This window comes from Croceibacterium selenioxidans, assembly GCF_018599195.1.
Classification (GTDB): Bacteria; Pseudomonadota; Alphaproteobacteria; order Sphingomonadales; family Sphingomonadaceae; genus Croceibacterium_A; species Croceibacterium_A selenioxidans.
The window spans coordinates 200929-217660 of record NZ_JAHFVK010000002.1; the positions used below are offsets into that span (position 1 = coordinate 200929).

The window sequence follows — 16732 nt, forward strand, 5'->3', positions numbered from 1 at the left end:
GTACGTCAACAGCAGCCAAGAGCACCCGTCTGACTGAAAGACTGGCCGCGCTTCGGCTTACCTGAGGGAGTCCGATATGACCCAAGTACCCAGCACACCACTCGTGCCCGACAACACGCTGATCACGGCCACGCCCGAAGACGGGAGAGCACTTGCGATCACACTTGCTCGGCATTCCGTCCATGCGATGCAACACGAACTGGAGGTCCTTACGAATGGTCGGGCCCAGTATTCGCATGACCCATTTGGACTCATCGCCGCCAGTCACGTCATCGCCGTTGAGTTCGCGACTATTGCTGCCGCCAACGGCTACTGGCGCGGCGCAACGGTCTAGAGCTCGGGGCGACAGTGCTCCGAGGGCGACGCAATTGCCATTTGATCGGATTAATCCGAGCAACGGCAAACGGTCTTCCTCATTCAGCCGTTAGACCGACATTTTTTGAAGGCGAAGGCTAGGACGACCGCCCCCACGTGACCAGACCTACCGAGTGAGGAAGGAAGCTCGCGCAGCTTCGCGAGCGATCTCCCGTGCCTCGCTTGAGTAGCCCTTCGGCCCGTACGTCGGGGAGAAAGATCGCTTTCCGCTTGAAGTCGACGCATCGTAAACTGGCATAAGGCCGCGTTGGCTTCGATCAGGAAGCCTCGCGAGCGCCGGGGGGCCACGGAAAACGGGTAAGAGTCGATCTCGCCCATGGGTCGCTTGCAGACGCCCCGCTTTAAGGCGAGCGACGATCGCGGCGCTTCTATCAAACTCCTGCTCAGCCCATGCGAATGGCTTCGCTCACGGCGCTCAGGAGTTCGTCGACGCGAAAGGGTTTGCGCAAAAGACGCGCGCTCGTTCCTACGGCCCTTTCGATCGAGGCGCTGTCCGCGTAGCCGCTGGCAATTACGATAGGGATATCTGGATAACGATCGCGAGCGGCCGCGGCGAGTTCGGCGCCGGTCATACCGGGCATGGCGAAATCCACGACCAGTGCGTCAGGGCGCGTTGTCTCGAGTACCGCGAGAGCCGCCGCACCATCTGCCGCCTCGAGCACACTGAAGCCGAGCGTCTCAAGCGAGTTCACGATCATACCCCTCATGTCGAAATCATCGTCGACCACAAGAACAAGGCCTCTTCCGGGCTCGCTCGACGAGGAGGCCACGCTGCCGCTCTCGGGCCCATGAGAGATGAGATCGGTACGGGGAAGCAGGACGCGCACGGCCGTGCCCTGGGCCGGTACGCTTTCGATACGCACGGCTCCTCCGGCCTGTCGGATGCTCCCGTAGACTTGTGCCAGGCCCAGTCCAGTCCCCTTCCCCAGCGGCTTAGTGGTGAAGAAGGGATCCATAGCCCGCGCCAACGTGTGCCGGTCCATTCCTGTGCCGGTGTCCGCCACGGTCAACTCGACATAGTCGCCGTCGGCCAACTCTGCGTCACCGGAGATCGACCGAGTGCTGGTGGAAATGCTGAGACGGCCGCCTTCGGGCATCGCGTCGCGCGCATTGAGCGCGAGATTGAGGACGGTCATTTCGACTTGCGTGGCATCGGCGAGGACGGGCACCGGATCGGGATTGAGCCCGAAGTCGAGTTCGATCATCGGGCCGAGTGTCCGAGTGAGCATCTCGCGCAAATTCTCGATCACGTCGCACACGAAAATCGGCTTCAGTTCGATCCTTTGCGAACGCGAAAAAGCGAGAAGTTGCGATGTCAGCTTAGAGCCGCGTTCCGCAGCCTGTAGGCCAGCTTCGGCAAAGCGGCGTACCCGATCCCCGTCATCGGGCCGGCGGCCGATCAGGTCGAGCGCACCGATGACCGCGCCCAGCACGTTGTTGAAATCGTGAGCAAGACCCGCAACCAACTGGCCGACGGCTTCCATCTTCTGGCTCTGCCGCAGTGCGTCTTGCGCTTCGGCCAAACGCCGATGGTCGTTCAATCGCTCCGTTATCTCATGCGCGAACTGGGAGGCGCCGATCTGCCGGCCCTCGGCATCGCGCAGCACATTGAAGCGCATCTCGTAGGAGCGTTCCTGGCCCCCGCGATCCACCATATGGTGCACCTCGGCGAACTCCTCCCCCGCAAGGGCACGTCCCCACAGACGGTGGGCCATGGCCCAATAGGCGGGTTGATCCCGGCACAGATCGAGCTTGTTGTCGCCCGCTTTCGGACGAAAGCCGAACATGCGCTCGTATTCATCGGCCGCCGCGCGATTGATTGCGAGAAAAGTATAATCGAGCGCGACGATCTGAACGATGGCGTCGGTGCTCTCGACCACGTCGGCCAGCAGGTTGCGTTCGGCCAGCGTCTCTTGCACCCGCCGTTCAAGGGTTTCCTTGGCTTCGCGCAGCGCCGCTTCGGCGGTTTCAGTCTGACGCTGTGATTGCACCCGCTCGGTCGTCTCGGCCAGGACGCATAGCACGCCGCCCGGCCGGCCGCTCTCGTCAAGCACGGGCGAATAGGCGAGGTCCAGGAATACCTGCTCGGGATGGCCATGACGCCGTAGCGTCAACTCGTGATCCCTGTAGGACAGGGTTCCGCCGGCAAGGCCCACCCGCATGACGTTGTCGTTGAAGTCGGCCACTTCGGGCCAGCCTTCGCGGACCTTGGTGCCGAGCAACTCGGGATGTCGCCCCCCCGCGAAGCGCGAGTAGGCGTCATTATAGAGCATGACGCCGTCTTCGTTCCACAACAGCACCATCGGAACGGTGCTATGCATCATGATACTTACGGTCGCTCTGAGGCACTGAGGCCACTGCGCGATTGGGCCAATCGAGGTTCCCGACCAGTCGCGTTGTGCGATTAGCCTGGCGGTGTCGCTGTCACCCAGGAACGCGCCTTCAGCGGGCGTCGAACAGGTGCTCTCTAACCTAACGTGCATTTTTGGCCGCCCCCAGATCCGTTCCCCGTCGGACCCTTATCGCAACTCTCTACAAAAAAGCCGGTTCCTCGTCTTCCGATTTGCAGGCCGGCGAATATCCCGCGTCCGCGCCTAAGTCAGCCTCGCGGCAGCCCATCAGTGCTTGGTAGTTCTCAATGTCGAAAGATCGTACCCCATCTCCTGCGCTCGAGTTTTTAGCTGCTCCAAGAGTTCCGGGTTTGGATTCGCTTCTCTTGTGAGCATCCAAAGATAACGACCCGAGGGCTCACCAACAATGGACCACTCATAATCGTCGCCATGATCTAATACCCAATAATCTCCGTAGAACGGTATTACGAATGCGACACGCAATTTAGCATTGGTGACTTTATCAGCAGTTTTCGCTTTGCCGGTGGACTGCTTTATCCGCCCGCCGCGCCCACCCTTTCGGCCTCTGTTAAGGACGGTAACCGTGCCATCGCCGTTCAGTCGATAGTCGGCTGTGACAGCATCGAGGTCCCTTTCGAACCACGCTTCATAGCGGAACTGCTCATACCACCGACCCATGTAAGGTTCGAGGGCGACAGGTTTTGCCGGTTCCGGAACCGATTTGTTGCCCACGGGCCCTCGCCGCGAGACGAGAGCAGAAGCTGCCATCAAAATCGTGGCGCCGAGCATGCCGCCCGCCAGAATCGCCTTTCTCATCGGATTTCCTTCAAGGTCTGAGAACAATACGTTCCGATCCCGCGCGGGTTGCAGCTAGCCAGGGCCTCGTCTCCTGCGCTCCCTGGCCAACAAGACGGTTGGCGTTCGCCTGACGCGACCATCAAGCGAAGCGAACGAGAGGCTGGCTCCGGCAGCTCTTCGTCTCGTTAAATGGAGATCGCACCTCGGTCCTCGGGATTTGCGCGGCCCGGATCCTTTCCGAGCAACTTGAATGCGATAGACTTGAAGAATCCGGTCGCGTCGGCTCGCCAAATCTCGGCGGTGGCTGAATCCAGTCGGAGCAAGAGCAGGTTGGGATCTGCCTTTCCCTCTTCGTAGTAGAGTTCAGCAAAAGGTGACCAAAGCCGATCGACCGTCGCGCGTTCTTCGACAACAGAGAGGCTCCCCCGGATGGAGGCAAGAATCTCATGTCCTTTCGACTGGAAGGCGGCGATAGCATCGCTCCCGCTTCCACCCTGCAAAAGGCTCGCGCCAACACCCTCCCCCCGCGAGGCAAAGAAATAGATTTCTGCTGAGCTATCGCTTTCATCTAGGGGCGAGCGATCGATTTGAGCGGTCATCGGCCTGAGCATTTTCGTACTGTCCCCGACGAGACCCAGCATTAGCGTCTGGCTCTCCTCAAGCGCGTTCCAGAAATCTCGCTTTAGATCCAATTCGTCGTTAGCACTGACCATGACATGAGCCTCAAAGCCGTTAGATTTGACAGGGCTCCTGAATACCTCGCACTCCCGATTGGTTCCCGTCCTGCTGGAGCCGAAACTGTTCCTTGCGTGATGCCGTCCATCATGCGAGCCCCGAGGACCTACTGCCCTCGCGACTGGTTCATGGTCGGGTGGGCAAATGGCTGATAGCTGTGGCGCACGGCCAGAGACATCATGGCGATCACAGGTGCTACTATGAGCTTTATCCCCGTTTTTGGGTTTGGATCTGCCGTGCTGACCGGCATCTTGGCGACTTCCGTTGCAACGCAGGCGGCCGAGCCTCAGGAATTTGAGCTTCGGGTCGAAGTCTCCCAACTGCGCAACGCCAAGGGAGTGGTCCACGTCTGCCTCACGATGGACCAAGCCAACTTCCCCGACTGCAAGTCCGATGCTCGGGCCCATCGCCTGAGCGTCGCGGCGAGCAAGGCGGGCGAGTTGACGTTTCGTCATTTGGCCAGCGGTACCTATGCGCTATCCATCATCCACGACGAGAACGGCAACGGAAAGCTCGACACGTTCGCTAAAATCCCGCGAGAGGGGTTTGGCTTTTCAGGTAACCCGCCGATGCGGTTCGGCCCGCCCAAATTCGGCGAAGCCAGTTTTACTTTGACGCCCGGTCCGAACCTGCAGGTGGTGAAGATGCGTTACCTCCTTTAGTCCCTGAGGCTGCCTTAGTCGGGCCGCCTACCGTCACGCGGAGGGGAGGACCGATCCCAGTCGCTCAAAACCACAAAAAAGCCTGTAAGATGGTCCGAACCCTTTGCGGATAGCTCAGATCGCGAGGATAGCGGCTTCTGTCCGTGCGGAGAGCCCGGACTCCGCGCCTAACGATTCACATCGTTAGTTTGGAGCGTCAAAAGGTGGAGGCCCGAGCCGGAATCGAACCGGCGTGCAAGGATTTGCAGTCCTCTGCGTAACCACTCCGCCATCGGGCCGGAATGGGCGCCCCTAGCGAAAGGGTGGCGGCGGCGCAACGGACATTCGACCCTCGGCTTGCCGTGAGGCCAGTTAATGATTAGCGAGCTATCGAAATAGGGCGAGGATGCGATGGCCGACGAAGTGAAGATGCAACGGATCGCTGGGCATAGCGAGGAGCGATTCCTCGGATCCGACGTATTCGAAAGCTCCGGCCGCAATCTCCCGCCGCCGCGAAAGGGCGGCACTTTGCGCGAGGACGCGCGAGAGATCGACATTTATCACCAATGCGACGTGGTGGTGATCGGGGGCGGCCCTGCCGGCTGCGCCGCGGCCTGGGCTGCGGCAAAGGCCGGGGCCGACGTGACCCTGGTCGAACGCTACAACTGCCTTGGGGGGCTTTCCACGGGCGGCCTCGTCATGTGGATCGACCGCATGACGGACTGGCAAGGCAACCCTGTCATCCAGGGCTTCGCGCGCGAGTTCATCGAGCGGATGCCGCGCGACGGCGTCGCCGGGCCGCCGATGGCCGACTGGGGGAGCAAGGACCCCGCGAAGGTTCAGTACTGGGGGAACCGTACCACCGCGTTCCACGGCATCGTCCAGTGGGCCCCCACCCTCGATCCGGAGCGGATGAAGCTCAACAATCAGGAAATGCTGCTGCAGGCAGGCGTGCGCATCGTGTTCCACGCCTGGGCCGCGCGCCCCTTGGTGGAGCAAGGCACGGCCAGGGGCGTGATCTTCGAGTCGAAGGCCGGCCGGAACGCGATTCTCGCCAAGGTCGTGGTCGACACCACAGGCGACGGCGACATGTTCGCCCGCGCGGGGGCAGAGTTCGATACTGACATAGAAGAGGGCGACGTCCACCATTCGATGAACACCGGCTGGGTGCTCGGCGGCGTCGACATGGACCGATGGATCGACTGGAAAATCCATAACCCGGACCAGCTGCGTGAGTTCATGGAGATGGGGCGCAAGGAGCTTGGCTTCTTCCAGACGCCCTATGTCAGCTGGCGCAAGGATATTGCGCTGTTTCTGGGGCCGCGCCAGTCCGGGCTTTCGGCCCTCGACGTCGACGACATGACCGAGGTCGAGATTCGCAGCCACCGCCTGATGGAAGGTCACTGCCAGTTCTTCCGTCGCCATGCCCCGGGGTTCGAGGCGGTCTATAGCCTCCAGAGCGCAAGCCAGCTCGGCGTGCGCCACACGCGGCGCCTCGCCGGTATTGGCCGTATCGAGCGCAAGAACTGGGGCGACGGCACCGCGGCGGCCGACGAGGTGGGCGTGAGCCCGTCGATCAGTCCGAAGTTCCCGGTGGTCTCGGTACCCTACGGCAGCCTCGTCCCTCGTGCCCTGGATGGCCTCCTCGCGGCCGGCCGGCACATTAGCTGCGACGCCAACAGCCACGGCTTCATGCGCGAGATTCCCCAGTGCTGGCTGACCGGCCATGCTGCCGGCGTCGGCGCCGCCGTCGCCGCCAATCGCGGCGTTCAGCCACGCGAAGTCGACGTTAACGAAGTGCGATCCATCTTGCGCCAGCAAGGTGCCCACCTCAGTGACGATGCTGCGGTCGCCGCTGCCGGACACGCCGAAGCCGCCGAGTAGCAGGGCTGCCGGATCACTATTTCCGGGGACCTCCGCTATCTCAGGCATTGCAGGTCACGCCCAAGGCCGATAAGGGCCCGCCGCAGTGCCGCTTTAGCTCAGTTGGTAGAGCACATCATTCGTAATGATGGGGTCACGTGTTCGAGTCACGTAAGCGGCACCACTCAGTCCCACACTTCGGCACTGGCGCCACTTTGGCGCTCCTTCGAGCGAAATCAGCGCGACACTTCCGTCAGTTAGCTCTGCGAATGGTCGACGCACACTGAGCAGAGACGTTTTCGGCCCGCCGAACGACGTCCAATTCAGGCCGATATCTCTGCTCGGCAATTTGCGGATTCCAGATTCGATACGCCGGGGGCGCTTAGGCGAAACCGAAGAAGGCGCGCTGTTCACTCCAGTCGAGCGGAATGTTCGTGGCCCGCAGAAGAGTGCGCCCGGTCAACTCGACCGGTTGCCTGCCTTCGATAATGGCATTCGTGATATCGGGGGCCAGCCAACTGATCCGCAGCAGCTGCCAAAGGTGCCGCTTGCCATACCGAGCGACAGTTGGCCGATCCTCTCCCGAGACGATCATTCGCTGCGCAGCCGCTGCTTGAACCAGGAGCTTGAGCAGCACCGGATCGGGCGAGCGACCGGGTGTGTGGTGGTCTGGTGCCAGGACAAGTCTTAACTCATGGCCCCGGCGCACCAGCCGTGCCGGCAGGTCAAGTCGAAGCTCGCCCTCTCCCGCCGCCAAGTGGAGCGAAATCGCTGTTTCGGAAAGGCGCACACTCAATCCCACCTCGAGTGCGACAGCGCGCTGCTCGGGGATCGATAGGGCAACGAGATTCGTGGCGACATCCACAGCACCCTCGAACTCATCTTCGCTTACACTGCCCTCGATCAATGCGCATTCGGCCCGCCGGAGAAGCAACGTCTTCAATCCGCTCAGAGCGACGGTTTCCAGTTCTCGGGCCGGAACGCGGCACAGACTTGCCCGCGATTGCTCTTCGTCATCGCGCGAGATGTAGTACCGATATCGACGCGCCCCTTTCACACAGTGCGAGGGGGTCATGGCGCGGCCGTCGGGGTCGGTGATCAACCCTGTAAGCAAGCTGGGCGCGAGCAACTTCGTGCCGAGCTTCCGCTCGCTCCCATTTGTGTTGCGAATGCGCTGCGCATCTTCCCACAGAACGGCGCTGATGATCGCCTCGTGCTGTCCCTCGTAGAGCTCGCCGTTGTGATGCACTTTGCCGATGTAGACTGGATTCTTGAGCAGCTGCGACAAGGGACCGCGACTGAACTTCACCCCGCCCTGCACCCGGCCATCGCGCAAGCGCTTTACCTTTGTGCGCAGACCTTGCCCGTTCAGTTCATCCGCGACGGTCTGGATGGATCCCAACGCGGCGTACCGTTCGAAGATGATTTGCACTGTCCGTGCTTCATCGGACTCGATCACCAGGCGGCGATCCTCCACCCGATAACCGAGCGGCACCGGGCCACCCATCCACATACCCTTGCGCTTCGAGGCGGCGATCTTGTCGCGAATGCGCTCGCCCGTGACCTCGCGCTCGAACTGGGCGAAGGAGAGCAGGACATTGAGGGTCAGCCGGCCCATGCTGTTGGTGGTGTTGAACGCCTGGGTCACACTCACGAAGGAAGCGCCGGCCTTGTCCAGCGTGTCGACAATCCGCGCGAAGTCCGCGAGGCTGCGTGTCAGCCGATCGACCTTGTAGACGACGATGATATCGACCCGACCTGCTTCGACATCCTGCAACAGTTGCTTGAGCGCTGGCCGGTCCATGTTACCACCAGACCAGCCGCCATCATCGTAGCGCTCGCGCACCTGTTCCCAGCCCTCGTGAGCTTGGCTCAAGATATACGCGGAACATGCCTCGTACTGCGCATCGAGGCTATTGAAGGCCTGCTCCAGTCCTTCCTCGGTCGACTTGCGGGTATAAATCGCGCAGCGTTTGCGTTCAGTCATCGCCGCCGTCCGACGCATTCTTGCGCAGACCGAAGAACCTCGGTCCCGACCAGTGAGCGCCGGTAATAGCGCGAGCGATCTGCGACAAGCTCACATAGCGGCGACCGTCGTGTTCGAAGCCGTCCTCTAGCACGAGCACATGATGGGTTTTTCCATGCCATCGCCGGACCAGCCGCGTGCCCGGTTTGATGCGAAGCGCGGCTGCCTCGACTCGACCGGTTCGTTCGAGTTGTGCCAGGGCTGCTTCGATCGCTTTCCTGGCGGGTGTCGGCAGGTCGCCATAAACGCGTGCCTGCCGCTTCCAAGCAATGGCTCTTCGCAAAAGGTCGGGACCGATGGGCGGCGCTACGGTGCGAAACTGAACATGCCATTCGGCTCGCAATTGGGCCGGCGAAAGGCTCGCCAGCCCGGCCAGGTCGATATTGAAACAGCTCATGACAAGGATGCCGGGGCAATCGTGTAGCGAGTCACCTCGTCGACCTTGGACTTTGCGATTTTGTGCCCCTTCTTGCGAAGCCCAGTCAGAGCCGCGCGCACGGTATGAGGCAGCCAGCTGGTCTCAGCGACCATCTCGTCAAGGCTTGCACCTTCAGGCCGCTGCATGAGCAGAGTAATGCGCATCGCTTTGCTGGCGGGATTGGGGGCAAGGGATGCGGAGTCGCAGGCTGCCGCTTTGGGCGGCGTTTGGGGAGCAGCACTTCCTAGGGTTGCTTCAGCCTTGGGCATCCGCGCGAATTGGCGTTTGGGTTTGGCAGTCGGGGTCATCGGTGATCCTCCATCGGGACAGCACCGTTGCTGTTCCCACCACCTGAAGCCCCGCCAGTCGTGCCGGCCAGGGCGAACGCCGCATCTTCTGGCGCACTTCTCCAATGCTCGGTTCGACAGCGAAGTCGAATGGAAAAGTCGCGAGATGTCGAAAGCTGGTTGTGGACTTGTCAGACAGGTCTCGGCGTGGTGTCCGCCATGGACGACGACACGGCCGAATTGGTCACGCTTCTTTGCACGCGGATAGGCATCTTAATGGAAGACGCCTGCGTTATCGCCCTGAGTGTCGGTTCTCTCAGGAACGGTGCGAGAACGGATTCACTCGCTCAGTTAGCTAACGCGATCGAGAAGATGGACGAATTGGTCAGGGCTGTACGGGCTCTGGAGCTCTAAGGCAGCTTCGCGCCCAAGTTGGTCATTCAGCGAGGTGCGACGCGATCCCATAAGCGGCCGCAATAAATGGGTTCACGAAGGTAGACGTTTCACGTTCTAGAAACGGATGTCTTCGCCAAATCCGAACGGTTACGCTGGATGTTGGAAAGCTGATGGGCTGAAGTTGAAATGTCGAAGGCTGTCGAGCATTGCACGGTTTACTCGGCCAGCCCGATAGACGCGAAGGGCTCCATCGTGGCACCGTTGTTGTTGGGAGCTAACCACTGGAACCCGTAAACGCCAAGATTAACCTGCGGCCCGTTCGGGTCGGGTTCTTAGTAAGTCCTAGCGATCAAGCAGCTATATCGAGCGTGCTGCGGCTAGCTACGACCATGTGGGGCGGACAGATGTGTCCAATCATTCCAGTTATGCGCCAGCTTCCCTCTCAATGGCGCCAGGACCATTTTCAGATCAAGCCGCTCGATATGTCAAAGGGTTATCTGCGCTTCTTTGAGCCGGATGTTTTAATACAAACGCGGCCCGATCAGTTTGAGAGATTGGGTCTTGATGATGGTCAGTCCTTCGAGAAGAGGCGATATTATTCACTCGATCGAGTAATCAGGCGGGAAGCGGGAATGGAAGCCGATCTCGATGTTGGTTTGAATATGTGCTGCCGATACCAACACCTCTTCAAGACCGAATTTCAGTTCAAGAAACGAAAGAAGCCCCGAATCCTGAGCTTTCGCGAAGGATCCAAGGCAGATACAGCTTTCTTTGAAGCTGCCTTCGGATATTTTCCGAAGGAAGAGCTCCCTTATTTCTCTGAACTTTATTGTCGCAGCCTGGAAACAGAAGAAGCGGCTCCATCAGCCCAAACTTGGCTTGAGATTGTTGAAAGAAGGGCCGGATATCCGCTCTATTACACTTGCCGAGACATGGAGGTGCAGTCCGGGCACCGATCAAATCCAGCGATCTTCATCTTCGACCCGTCAAAGCCTTCAGATGTCATCGACTTTTGGAATTTCCGGATTTTTACTCCAACCGCTTTGCCGGTAAACAGTCGCTGGCTTGCTCAGTCGCGAGAGTTCATCGGGAGATTCATCAGGCAGAATTATCGACCCCTACCAGGAAACCGAAACGGGGTGATGATCAATGCGTCGATTCACATAGCGCGGTCGCTTGACCTAAAGAGTGTGATCGACGAGCTCAACCTTACCGAGTTCGAACTGCCGAAAAACAGCTGCACCTTCCAAGATTGGTATCAACCTGTTTGGCAGGCTTGGGATGACGATGATCGCGTCTTGCGTCCGACAGCGTCGATCCTCTCGGCCCTTGAGCGCGACATTCAGATCACTCCAACAGGCGAGGGACGAATTATGCTTCGCTTCCCAACGCTCGCCCCAGAATTCGACGGAGGAGCGATCGGAGCAGGCCCGAAGTGGGTAAACACGGTTGCTGTGAAGCAATACAGCGCGAAGCCCGATATCGCCTTGGTTCTGCCATCGGCCGGATTTGAAGGAAAAAGGCGCTACCCGAGCGTCGGGTTGGGCAAGCAATTCGTGTCGCGCGAAGGCTTTGTGACTTTTCAGCAATTCGCGCATGACGAAGCCTACCTTGAACTCCCATCTCCAGCCCAAGCGATTACGAGTTGGTTGGCTGCAGACGGTATCGAGGCGAAACCATCCGATGCCGGCCGAGTGGCGGAGCAAATCATCGAATCTGTTGGCGGCCTGGGCGGCACTCATGCGTTTCGTGACAAACGTATTGTCGAATTACTCGACAAAATGGCTCGAAATCGACGGGAGTACTCGGACGGATCGAGCGACGAGTTTGGTGATCGAACCGCTACCGTGCAGGAATGGCTTAAAGTGCTCGGGCCGCTGCAAAAAAGGACTTGGGGCAGGTGGCGCACCCTCGACACTCTGGTTGAGCGTGGGATGCTACGATTGGGTCTTTCCCTAAACTGCACCCATTGTACCCAGGCAAACTGGTACAGCATCGACGAAGTAGAAAGTCACATCCGCTGCTCACGGTGTCTCAAGCAATTCCTGTTTCCTCAAGGAAACAGCAAAGCAGCGAACTGGGCATATCGGGTCATTGGGCCGTTTGCGACGCCGCATTTTGCTCGCGGTGCCTATACCGTCGCTCTGGCGTTGCGTTTCCTAGACGACGAACTCGGTTCGTTCGGCAATTTGACATTCTCGACCGGTATCGAGCTCAGCAAAGATGGGGTTACGAAGGAAGCCGATTTCTACGCTTGGCGTTCTGCGGATGGTTTCAGCCGTGCGTCACGTAGCCCGCTAACACTCATCGGCGAGTGCAAAAGCCTTGGGTCAGATAGCTTCAAGGATGCCGATATAAATAACCTCAAACATCTCGCGGAATTGATCCCTGGCGCCTACTTGATCACAGCGAGCATGAAGGACCGCCTGTCGACGGATGAATTGTCGCGCTTGAGGGAGCTAGCAGCGTGGGGCTGGTCGCTCCCTCGTCCGTCGCCACTGATCGTCTTGACCGGCCTGGAGTTGTTTGGCGACGGACCGTTATCTCACGATTGGAAGGAGGCTGGAGGGCGAGCGAAAGAAGCGTTTTTGCGTCACCAGCATATTTTTGACTTTCCTACCCTTGCCGCTGCCACCCAGGAATTGCACCTCGAAATGGAGCCTGAAGTCGTCGCCGACCTTCAGTACGGGCCACGGAGGCGGGTGTGGACATCGGCCAATCAACAGTCCCGATCGAAATCTTCGCAGGGAAGAGCGAAGCGCAAAACGCAGGCGGCGAATAGCTAAAGGGAGAACGAATCAAGTGCAGCGCCTGCGGTTGTCAGAAGTTTTCGATTACCGGTTGGCTTCACAATCCTGAGCCGGCCGCCGATGGCAGTGCCGGTAGAATCGTCCTTAAAACCTGACAGCCCGCTTCCAGCCGATGGCCCTCCAGCCTACTCGGCCCAAGGCAGCTCCGTGTCTTTTAGGAACGCCAGGCGGCGCTCAATCAGGTCACGGCACAGCTCCGAAAGCGGATCCACCACGTCGGCCATGAACTTCTCGAGCGCCTGCTGGCGGACGAATGTCACCATAAAGGTTCCGGACAGCTTCGCCGACTTTAGTTCGCGCTGGAAAGACACGTGGTCGACAGGCTCGGGCCGTGGCTCGTCTGCACTCGTGTCCACCAGAAAGAGGTCACCCGAAGTGACGACAAGTGGAAAATATAGCCAGATGTAACGCCAATCCTGAGGTTGCGATCCCTTCGGCCGCTCTTTGCGCCGAGCGTTCAACGCCTTAGCCATGGGATAGAAAATGGCGTCATAGAGACCACCGTGGTTTGCGTGCCAGCCCTTGCCGTTCCGGTCGATCCGGCAGAACTGAACCGCCTTCCACGGCTTCACATGCCCGTCAAAGACCTTGTCGAAGCCCAGGTGATTGAAGGCCGGGAACGTCCGATACGTGCTTCGGCCAGCGCTCAAGTCCTTCTTCATCTTGTATTCGAAGGGGAAGACGAACTCCTCAGGCTTGCTCCGCCGGTCGGCCTCGTTCTTCGGCCTGGCGATGAACACGAACGGATTGGAACTGTTCTTGCATTCGACCAGCAATTCGACGAGCGCACCTACTTTCGCATCCTCGTCCACAGCGACCCGGGTGATGGCCGTCACGTCGATTTCCCGCGACTTCCCCTCCTCGGAATCCTCGAATGCAACGTTCGTGCGAACATGCATGCCGCGCCCCTCGAGTTGCGTCGCAACCTCCTGTTCCATGAGGTAGCCCGACGCTCTGATCGCGGCCATGATCTCGTCTTCGCTTGGAGCTCCCGCCATTCCCGCATTAAGCCTTCCCGGCGATCGCTGTGCAAGCGATGTGGAGCAAAATCAGAACAGGCCTTTTCTCGATCGGTGTCCGGACCGCGTAATCAGCCGATTCGAGCGTCACTCCGTAGCTCAGGAACAGCGTGTCCTGTCCCAACGATGCAAGGCTTGCCGATAGCTGTCGATCTGCTTCACTCCGCTCTCGCACCGAAACCGGACCGACCGCTATCGGCCATAACCGCCCGATGCCGCCATTCAAGCAACTGTTGCCAGCGCTCAAAAGCGGTCGTTCCCTTGGTGTTCTACGAATACGAACTTGCCTCCAATGTCTTCAAGCCAGAGGCTATACGTCCGGCCGAATGCGGCTACGGTATATCGGCCGCGGGTCAGCCAATTCCGTAGAGTTGCGACGCCTCGCGACCGACATTGACGGGGGTAAGGTCCACGACGCTTCGCAGATAATCGATAAAGGCGGTCGCGCTGCTTAGCGAGAAGATGCGCGCCTTATAGGATAGCTCTTTGAGACAGCGACCATGGCGCAATAGTTCGGCGCATTCGTTGTCGACCAACATAGCATCGACGTAAGGTGCGTATGCCGAAATCGCATTGATATCATTCAAAAGACCGGGGGTCGGCATCTTGGACCGACCCCCTTTGAATTGGGCGGCCAACGATGCGAACAGGTACGCCGAAATTTTCGCGAATGGCTGCTCGCGGTTTCCATTCCAGTTCCAGAACTCCGTGGTGGCCCCTGTCAGGCGATCTTCGACAACTCCGGCCTTGCGCGCGTGACGCCGCACCAGCTCTATCTCCCGCTGAACGAAACCATGGCTGAACTCGGCAAGAGCGAAGAGGTCGTTCTCGGCCAGCCCCTGTTCAAACCGTTTCATTGAATGCCGTAGCGCGTCCTGTCGACTGGCAAGGTAGGCACCGAATTCGCGCTCGAGCACCTCATCGAAGCCGTCTCCCGCTTTTCGCCAGCCTTCTATCAAGCTCGCGACGCTCGCATGCGTTTCGTCCCGGCCCTTACGGGTGTCGGGAACGAAGCTTGACCAATCCATGCCTACGGTAATGCGCATATCAGGCAGCCAGGAGTTGCGATCGCCTTCCAAGACGTCGTCAACGTCGAAAGTCACCCGAGGATCGTCACCAGCAAAAAACGCCCTAGCGAATTCCTCGATCTGGCTGAGCTGGATGTCGTTCGTGCTCACGAACTCGATGTCCCCCCCAATAGCTTCCTGCGTGTCGCGCAGTGCACCTGCGAACGGACTAACGATTGTCTCCTTATGATGAATGTCAGAGTGGGGAAGCACCGCCTGCTGCAGCAGAACCGCCCGCGTCAGCAGGTCATCAACCTGCGCCCAAAAGTCGCTCCACTTGTCTGGTCGCCGCGTGCCGGACCGCACCTTGTGCAGTTCGCTGAATGCGAACTGATCCAAGTAGATAACCTTCTTGTCGAGATCGGGCAGCGTTTCGGCATGGGAGTGGCGACACTTCGTGCAGCGCTTGACCACGCGATCACCGCCGACCGACAAGATGCCGAATGCTTCTTTTTCTCCGCATTTCCAGCAAGTGTCAAAGGGGCCGCGTTCCCAAGTGAAGGTCTTTGTCGTCATGCGCCCATATTAGAGTACGATGAGTGCTTAACAAAATCCGCCCAGAAGCGTGGGTCCCTATTTGCCGCGTAGCGCTTTGGGCCTCCGTTTACGCTTAAGCGCCCGTGCACTTGGCTCTACAGGTGTAGGCGGGCGAGAAGGGCTTAGATACTCAGCGAGCCGTCCCTCTAGTCGTTTGATCGTCGGCTTGTCGCTCACCGGGACATAGAACGCGCCATATTTCTCGTCTTGGATGTAAGTGCTGCGGATTAGCTGATGGTGCTGGAAGCTCTCGATCAGATGCCAGGTGACCTTGTTGTTCTTGACTTCTGCGCAATGGAAATAGCGCATCGGGTGAAGTTGCAAGTAGAACTTGCCAGCCGACAGTGGCGCTGTGTTGAGTGGCAGCTGGTCAAGCGTGTAGGTTGTATGCTCGCCCGTGAGCACGTTGGTGTAGATGACTGGGCAACTGAACGAGGTTGGCTCAATGCCGATGTTTCCTGACAAAAAGCGCGACATGCGCGCAACCAGCGTCAGCTCGATGCGCGCCAGCGTTCCAAAGGGAAAGTGATACTCGTCCGGCGGGATGATCTCGAGGGCAGGCGAGAGCTCGATCGTCTCGGTTCTGCTTCTTCCCTCCTCGAGAAAACGCTGCGGCACAGTCTGCATCAATTCGCCCAGTACACGGCCATCTTCGAGCTGCGTCTGCGCGGCATAGTAATTCATCTGCGACGCTTCACTAGGCACATCGAACCAACGGGCGTCGGCATATCGGAGCCGCACCTTTTCAATCACGTCGGTCAACGTGGGTTCGCTGATCGTCAGCGTTGGGGTTGGATCCCCAACGTAGTCAGGGTTGTGATGTGTGAAATAGGTGGTCGTCGCGGATAGCGCGATCGCAGCGCTGTCGAAGGTGATCTTGAATAGATCGACGCCGTGTCGCTCCGCGACGGAGACGGCTCCCTCCTGGAAGCCCGCCATTGTGACGAAAACTGCCTTACTCGCCTGTTGATCGCGCGCTTTCGTGACAAAAGCCTCGACGTCGGAGGCGCTTGCCCGCCGAGTCCTGTTCTTTACCTCGACCAGCACCAGATAGTTGAGCGTCCCAAGCCGGAAACGCACGACAACGTCAAATTGCCGGCCGTTGATCTTTTCATTCCAACGTACATCTGCGTCGTTGCTGCTTATCGCGTGGATTCCAGCAACCACGCGCTCCAGATATTCATCGTTGCTGATCATCCTGCATTGATAGTGCAGAGACACTGATCATCAACTGACCTTCTCCCAGCGGACTTGCCGCCCAACCCAGCTGAACCTTGAAATTGACGAATTGGGCCGCGTTGTGAGGCGCCTTGGCTATTTGAAGGCGGGTCGGCTTCTTTTGGTTGACTACCGAAAGCGGAACGTCCGCTAACGGCCAGATTCTGCCATTGCGCAGGTCGACCGAGACA

13 protein-coding genes and 2 tRNA genes are annotated in these 16732 nt (G+C 59.2%); 5 read left to right on the forward strand and 10 right to left on the reverse strand.

Translation table 11 applies throughout. The annotated features are described in order from the left end of the window. The first annotated feature begins 76 nt into the window (after positions 1-76). A complete protein-coding gene (locus KK137_RS09815; protein ID WP_214536265.1) occupies positions 77-334 on the forward strand; it encodes a hexameric tyrosine-coordinated heme protein in 258 nt (85 codons plus the stop codon). 424 nt (positions 335-758) lie between these two features. On the opposite strand, the gene KK137_RS09820 is transcribed toward KK137_RS09815, so the two are convergent. From KK137_RS09820 to KK137_RS09830, 3 genes are all read right to left on the reverse strand, one after another. Next, on the reverse strand, positions 759-2858 hold the full coding sequence (locus KK137_RS09820) for a PAS domain-containing protein (RefSeq protein ID WP_214536266.1): 2100 nt from the start codon (positions 2856-2858) through the stop codon (positions 759-761). Between the two features lie 135 nt (positions 2859-2993). Continuing rightward, positions 2994-3542 carry a lipocalin family protein gene (locus tag KK137_RS09825; RefSeq protein WP_214536267.1) on the reverse strand — a complete coding sequence of 183 codons (549 nt, stop codon included), beginning with the start codon at positions 3540-3542 and terminating at the stop codon, positions 2994-2996. Between the two features lie 167 nt (positions 3543-3709). Continuing rightward, entirely contained in the window at positions 3710-4237 is a 528-nt protein-coding gene (locus KK137_RS09830) for a pyridoxamine 5'-phosphate oxidase family protein (RefSeq protein WP_214536268.1), read from the reverse strand. A gap of 201 nt (positions 4238-4438) precedes the next feature. On the opposite strand from KK137_RS09830, the gene KK137_RS09835 reads away from it, so the two are divergent. Then, a complete protein-coding gene (locus tag KK137_RS09835; protein ID WP_250893811.1) occupies positions 4439-4921 on the forward strand; it encodes a DUF2141 domain-containing protein in 483 nt (160 codons plus the stop codon). Positions 4922-5125: 204 nt separating this feature from the next. On the opposite strand, the gene KK137_RS09840 is transcribed toward KK137_RS09835, so the two are convergent. Then, positions 5126-5199: transfer RNA gene (locus KK137_RS09840), tRNA-Cys, on the reverse strand. A 112-nt stretch (positions 5200-5311) separates the two neighbouring features. Between KK137_RS09840 and KK137_RS09845 the strand changes: the two genes are divergently transcribed. Beyond that, entirely contained in the window at positions 5312-6784 is a 1473-nt protein-coding gene (locus KK137_RS09845; protein ID WP_214536269.1) for an FAD-dependent oxidoreductase, read from the forward strand. An 87-nt stretch (positions 6785-6871) separates the two neighbouring features. Beyond that, positions 6872-6947 (forward strand) — tRNA-Thr (locus KK137_RS09850). 198 nt (positions 6948-7145) lie between these two features. Here the strand turns inward: KK137_RS09850 and KK137_RS09855 are convergent. From KK137_RS09855 to KK137_RS09865, 3 genes are read right to left on the reverse strand one after another with little or no spacing between them, the layout of a single operon-like run. Continuing rightward, positions 7146-8750, reverse strand: coding sequence for a recombinase family protein (locus KK137_RS09855; RefSeq protein WP_214536270.1), 1605 nt, complete (start codon positions 8748-8750; stop codon positions 7146-7148). Further along, positions 8743-9186 (reverse strand): DUF2924 domain-containing protein, encoded by a 444-nt coding sequence (locus tag KK137_RS09860; RefSeq protein WP_214536271.1) that lies wholly within the window; start codon positions 9184-9186, stop codon positions 8743-8745. Before KK137_RS09860 ends, KK137_RS09855 begins: the two co-directional genes overlap by 8 nt. Further along, complete coding sequence (locus KK137_RS09865; RefSeq protein ID WP_250893812.1) at positions 9183-9515, reverse strand: DUF3489 domain-containing protein; 333 nt, start codon at positions 9513-9515, stop codon at positions 9183-9185. The genes KK137_RS09860 and KK137_RS09865 overlap by 4 nt, the downstream gene beginning before the upstream one ends. Positions 9516-10315: 800 nt before the next feature. On the opposite strand from KK137_RS09865, the gene KK137_RS09870 reads away from it, so the two are divergent. Then, positions 10316-12676 (forward strand): hypothetical protein, encoded by a 2361-nt coding sequence (locus KK137_RS09870; RefSeq protein WP_214536272.1) that lies wholly within the window; start codon positions 10316-10318, stop codon positions 12674-12676. A gap of 149 nt (positions 12677-12825) precedes the next feature. Here the strand turns inward: KK137_RS09870 and KK137_RS09875 are convergent, their stop codons facing one another. The 3 genes from KK137_RS09875 to KK137_RS09885 all read right to left on the reverse strand — a co-directional run bounded on the left by KK137_RS09875 (position 12826) and on the right by KK137_RS09885 (position 16520). Continuing rightward, the gene (locus KK137_RS09875; protein ID WP_214536273.1) at positions 12826-13698 is read right to left on the reverse strand and encodes a hypothetical protein; all 873 of its coding nucleotides are present in this window, start codon (positions 13696-13698) and stop codon (positions 12826-12828) included. 374 nt (positions 13699-14072) lie between these two features. Continuing rightward, positions 14073-15302, reverse strand: coding sequence for a hypothetical protein (locus tag KK137_RS09880; RefSeq protein ID WP_214536274.1), 1230 nt, complete (start codon positions 15300-15302; stop codon positions 14073-14075). Positions 15303-15359: 57 nt separating this feature from the next. After that, the gene (locus KK137_RS09885; RefSeq protein WP_214536275.1) at positions 15360-16520 is read right to left on the reverse strand and encodes a restriction endonuclease; all 1161 of its coding nucleotides are present in this window, start codon (positions 16518-16520) and stop codon (positions 15360-15362) included. Positions 16521-16732 lie beyond the last annotated feature (212 nt).